We start from the raw sequence: 4,630 nt of genomic DNA on the forward strand, positions 1-4,630 counted from the left end.
CAAGCTCCCCATGCGGCAGCAATTCAAGATCGGACACAACGAGATCCAACCACACCGCATCCCGCTTCCACCACGCTCCCACCGTGACGGCCAGTTATCCAACGCCGGAAACCATCACGCTCCGATTACCCGCTGAATGTTTGCTCCTCATCCTGATCCGGGAGGTCGCCCCAGAGCTCCTCGGCCTGCTTGGCGTCGGACCGATCACCGCAGCTCAGATCCTGGTCAGCTGGTCCCATCAGGGCCGGTTCCGCTCGGAAGCCGCCTTGGCGTCCTTCGCGGGCGTCTCACCGATCCCTGCCTCCTCTGGGCTCACCAACTGGCACCGGCTCAACCGGAGTGGAGACCGACAGCTCAACCGCCGCCATTTGCCGCTCGATCTTCAAGACCCTCGAACGGACTGACCGCACCATGACCAAGACCAGGAGCATCGAGGAACTTGTTCAAGCGGCTTGACGCGATATAGCAGCCTCGGAGGGTTCCTCGTCACCGACGTTCAGGCTGCGGCGCCGTATGCCGCGTCGCCGGCGACATCGATTCGCGGGTGAACGACCGGTCCTGGCCCCAGGGAGTCGGCGTTGTCCTCCAACAGCCGGCGGATGGACGCGTTGTGGGTGGAGGCCGAGAACAGTACGTCCAGGTCGCCACACCGGCGACGGGCACGCAGTACGGCGCTGGCTGTCGCCGGGGTGGCGGCGGCGTCGTCGATGACGATGAGTACCGGTGACGGCTGAAAGGCACGTACGAAGTCTTCGATCGCGGTGGCCAGTGCGGCCCGTCCACCGATCCCCGGATCCTCGTGCACGGTGAGGACGAGTACATCGTTTTCACGTCTGTGCGACAGCATCGAAACCTCCGTTTTCGGACCCGCCGACGGGCTCGTGTGCACAGCGTCTGCCCCTCCCGGCCCCTGTCATGCTCCCGCCCTCCCCGTGCACCGCGCCCCCCCGCCCCGAACCGTCTCGTGACGACGTCAGGGGCGGGACCGCCGGCTGCGGTTCCGCCCCGACCGGATCAGCGAAGGCTGTTCCGCGCGTGCTTACTTCAGGCCGAAGGCCCGACTGATCTTCTGTGTGACGGTGTTGTTCTCGCTGTCGGACGCGCTCGTGCGCAAGGTCACGAACTGTGCCTTGGCGGGCGCGTTGAGGTGCGTGGTCCAGCCTGCCGCGGTGTGCGTCAGGGCGGTGTGCTGCCAGGTGGCGCCGTCGTTGTAGGAGACGTCGAGGGCGACCTTGCCGATGGTGTCCGAGCGGGGACCGCCCTCCAGGTGCGAGGGGGTGACGGTGATGGCGGCGCGGCGTGCCGTCCTACCCGCGTCGTCCATGCCTTCGACGCTGTAGTCGAGCTGGATCAGCGGCAGGACGGAATAGGTGCCGGCCGCGGGCGCCGCCGAGGTGAACCCCCACTCGGTCCTCGTCGTGACCGAGTAGTCGTTCTCCCAGAAGTCCCGGGCATTGTCCGAGACCAGGCGGTAGGGCTGCTTCTCGGCGCTGTCCAGCGTGAGGGGGTATCGAACGCTGCCGATGGTGTCCGTGACGGATTCCCTCAGCAGGAGCGGGTTGCCGTCCGGGAGTATTTGGTACATCTTCACACTGTTCCGCACCCCTCCGTTGTTCAGGGTCCGGCCGACGTGCCCGGGGCCGGAGTCGCCCCACCCCGGAATCACGGCCAGAATCTGATCGCCCACCCGCACGGGCACGTAGTTGCTGTTCGACCGGGGGCGCTGGATCGGCCCGAAGTACTCCAGGTGGGAGGTCTTGCCACTCGGGTAGCGCTTCACGGAGTCGCTGCTGATCTGCAGCTGCTGGTTCACGTCGGCGACCTCCACCCAGTCCGTGTCGCGCGAGACCCAGTCGGTTCGCTCGGCCTGGGCGGGCGTGGGCACCATATTGAAGCCGTAGTTACCCTGCCACACCGCCGAACGCGACTCCTGCGCCCTGGCGGGCCGGTTGTTGCGGAAGGAGACGTTCACCCGGTTGAGGTCGCTGTTCTGCGGCCGGTAGGTCGGATCCGCCGGGATCGCCGTCCAGTGCCGGCTGATGTCGTAGAGGTAGTCCATGGTGGGGTGTGAGGTCACCCGGAGCAGCGCCCTCCGGGTGGGCTTGATCCCCGCGATCAGCTCGTTGCCCTCGTCCGCGGTCAGTGATGCCACGGTCAGGGGAGGCGGGTTCCCCTGCTCGGCGTACGGGTTGTCGAGATCGGAACCCCACGGGTCCAGGCGGCCGTCGCCGTCGTTGACGACCAGCAGCAGCCTCGCACCTGCCTTCGCGGCGTTCGCGGCCCGCTCGGCCGGTCCGACCGCGTCGCTGCGCCGCACCACGACGGCCTTGCCCAGGGCGCCGAGCTTGGAGTATGCACCAACGCCGCCCTCACCGGCGTAGACCACCTTGATCGGGCGCGTGCCCTTCCGGAGCGGCGTGCTCCCGCGGGCGACGATCATGTCGTCGAAGTCGCGCTTGCCGTACGTCACCGCCAGAGCCGGCTCCGTCAGGCGCCAGTTGCCGCCGAAACCGAAGCTACCCGTGGTGACAGGCTTGTTGGGCAGGGCCCACACGCTGTCGTACTCCTTGGACGGCCACCGCTGCATGAACAGGGAGGTCTCGTTGTCGAACGAGCGACGGATGTCGATGCGGGTGTTGGCCGGGGTGCTCACCTGCGGGGTGCGGACCGAGACCTGCTTCGCCTTGGAAGCGTCCAACTGCACCGAGGTGTCCGAGTTGACGGCCACCTCGGGAACCGTCAGGAGCGCCTTGCCCTTCGAGTGCGGCCCGTGGGCGCCCTGGACGTCGCCCTCAAGGCTCACGAAGTACTTGCCGACAGGCAGGTCGATCGTTCCGGTGCCGGATTCGTCCAGGAGGAGGGGGCCGAAGAAGGCCTTCTCACTGATCAGATACACCTCACCGCTCATCGGTCGGCCGCTGCGGTCCTTGCCGTTGACCGTGAGGGTGAAGCGCGGGGCCTGTACGTAGGCGCCGATCACGGTGCGGGCCAGCACCGCGCCGGAAGGGCCGGTGGCGAGGATCTGTCCCGATGTCGTGGTGTCGCGCTTCATCAGGTCGAAGTCGGTGGTGAGAGTGACCTTGGCGCTGCCGTGCGCGGGCACGGTCACCTGACGTGCGGACAGCGAGAACGCGCCCGCGGGCGCGGTGGGGACCTCGGCCGCCAGGTCCAGAGTCACCGGAGCATCCGCGGTGTTGGTGTAGGTCACCTCCTTCTCGGACTTGTCGCCGGCCGGTGCCGACGGGTCCCTGTAGCCGCCGAACACACTGCCCGTGGCGAACACCGTGCCCTTGACCGCTGCCGCGACGTCGAGACGACCGCTGCCGCCCTCGTACACGGTGTACCGCGGCGTCGCCTTCGTACTGCTGACAAGACCGTCCTTGAGCTGCTGCCCGGTCCAGTCGGGGTGGGCGTGGGCGAGCAGAGCGGCGGCCCCGGCGACGTGCGGGGTGGCCATCGAGGTCCCGCTCAGCGTCTGGTAGTAGCCCGAGCCGTCCTCTGCGTACTGCGAGCGGGCCGCCAGTACATCGACACCGGGGGCGGTGAGTTCCGGCTTCAGGCCCGCATCGCCCTGGCGCGGGCCCGTGCTGGAGAAGTCTGCGAGGGTGTCCGAAGTGTCCACCGCGCCGACGGACAGCGCGGCATCGGCGACGCTGGGTGCCGCGACGGAGTGGGGGCCGGCATTGCCCGCCGCGATGGTGAAGAGCGCACCTGTCTCGGCGCTGAGTTCGTTGACGGCCTCGCTCAGCGGGTCGTGGCCGTCGGTGGGTCCCGCGCCGAGGCTCATGCTGATCACCTTGGCGTGCTGCTCGCGGGCGGCCCACTCCATGCCGGCCAGCACCCAGGAGTCCTGCCCGCTGCCGTCGTTGTCCAGCACCTTGCCGATGTGCAGGCGCGCACCGGGCGCGACGCCCTTCTCCTTGCCGTCGGAGGCGGCCCCGCTGCCCGCGATGGTCGAGGCTACGTGGGTGCCGTGACCGTTGTGGTCCTCGACATCCTGGTCGGGTACGAAGCTCGTGCTCGCGGCCACCTGTCCGGCGAGGTCGGGGTGCTGCGTGTCGACACCGGTGTCCAGCACGGCCACGTCCACACCCTGGCCGGTGTCACCGCCCGACCACACCTGCGGTGCGCCGATCTGCGCGGTGGTGTCGGCCAGAGCGGCCTTGACCTTTCCGTCGAGCCAGACCTTCGCGATCCCGCCGCGCAGTTTGAGCTCGGCGCCGGTGCCGCGAGCGTTCGCCGCGCCAGCCTTGCCGGTGAGCGACTCCCAGAAGGTGGCTGCCTTCGACCGTGATGCCGAGAGCGCCGCGCCCTGAATGCTGCTCAGGGTGAGGGTCCTGCTGGCGCCGGTGGGCACGGTCTTGGTCCGCGCGCGGGCGGCGGCATCGGTGTAGGTGACGATCAACGGAAGGCTGTCGCGCCGGTCGTCCCCGTAACCGTCCGCCAGCAACCGGGTGATGTTGAAGAGCTCGCGGTCGAGTTTGCCGGCCGCGACGTACCGGAGGGCGGCGGCCGGATACATGTAGGTGTTTCCGGGCTCTCCTGCCGTATGTGTGGGTGTCCTGACCTGCCCTGATACGGGAAACACGCCGTCTCCTGTGATCCTTGAGGTGTCTGGACTCAAATTGGA

2 protein-coding genes and 1 pseudogene are annotated in these 4,630 nt (G+C 68.3%); 1 reads left to right on the forward strand and 2 read right to left on the reverse strand.

Annotated features, from left to right (window positions below; all coding sequences use genetic code 11):
* Positions 1-173: 173 nt before the first annotated feature.
* A pseudogene (locus tag ACFU5K_RS31245) lies at positions 174-362 on the forward strand (transposase); the annotation flags it as partial.
* A gap of 134 nt (positions 363-496) precedes the next feature.
* Here ACFU5K_RS31245 and ACFU5K_RS31250 read toward each other — a convergent pair.
* Complete coding sequence (locus tag ACFU5K_RS31250) at positions 497-847, reverse strand: hypothetical protein (RefSeq protein WP_384067936.1); 351 nt, start codon at positions 845-847, stop codon at positions 497-499.
* Between the two features lie 192 nt (positions 848-1,039).
* A complete protein-coding gene (locus ACFU5K_RS31255) occupies positions 1,040-4,588 on the reverse strand; it encodes a S8 family serine peptidase (protein WP_384067939.1) in 3,549 nt (1,182 codons plus the stop codon).
* Positions 4,589-4,630: the final 42 nt, after the last annotated feature.

The organism is Streptomyces sp. NPDC057428 (genome assembly GCF_042803195.1).
Classification (GTDB): domain Bacteria; phylum Actinomycetota; class Actinomycetes; order Streptomycetales; family Streptomycetaceae; genus Streptomyces.

Coding starts and splice junctions, on each gene's coding strand:
- ACFU5K_RS31250 (WP_384067936.1), bottom strand. CDS start 847: ATGCTGTCGCACAGACGTGAAAACGATGTACTCGTCCTCACCGTGCAC.